A 613-nucleotide genomic window follows, 5' to 3' on the forward strand; every position below is an offset into this window, starting at 1 on the left:
AAGGGTTACGATGAGCGAAAGACACTCCCTTAGCAAAACAATGCTGTCTGTCTCAAAGGCCGTGACGGGTTACAAAAAGCGGAGCAACCATGGGGACATGTAGCAATAGACTGGTTACGCACGCAGCGATGGTTCTTTGGGACTTCCATCGGATTCGAAGTGAGCTTGGCCCTGCCGACTGGGCTGTTGCGCTTGGCTCGTATGATACAACTGTCGCAACAGAGGCCGCTAAATTGCGTTTACAAGGGACTGTCGAAAAGATCCTCTTCACTGGGCACTTCGGAAATTGGACCAGAGGGACTTTTGACAATACTGAGGCAGAAACCTTTGCAGCAATCGCAGTTGCTGAAGGAGTACAGAGTGACGACGTTTTCCTAGAGAAGGATGCGACAAACATCGGTGAAAACATCGATTTTTCTAAGCGTATCCTGGGTAATTCGGTCTCAGTTGTTTTCGTCGCTAAACCACAGACCATGAAGAGGTGCTTCGCAACGGTAATGAAGAAGTGGACAGGTATCGACGTCCAGTTTTGGCATCCTGTCCGTCATCAAATGGTTTGAGACAGATGGCGGTTTGACTTTGAGGAGTCGTCGCTCATCTGGGCTTAGTTAAG

Annotated in this window: 1 protein-coding gene; it reads left to right on the forward strand. The window is 49.1% G+C overall.

The window, feature by feature from the left end:
• Positions 1-128 precede the first annotated feature (128 nt).
• Positions 129-560, forward strand: a complete 432-nt coding sequence (locus Q0859_RS21445; protein WP_299155210.1) for a YdcF family protein — start codon at positions 129-131, stop codon at positions 558-560.
• Positions 561-613: the final 53 nt, after the last annotated feature.

It is taken from the genome of uncultured Tateyamaria sp., from assembly GCF_947497045.1.
Taxonomy (GTDB): Bacteria; Pseudomonadota; Alphaproteobacteria; order Rhodobacterales; family Rhodobacteraceae; genus Tateyamaria.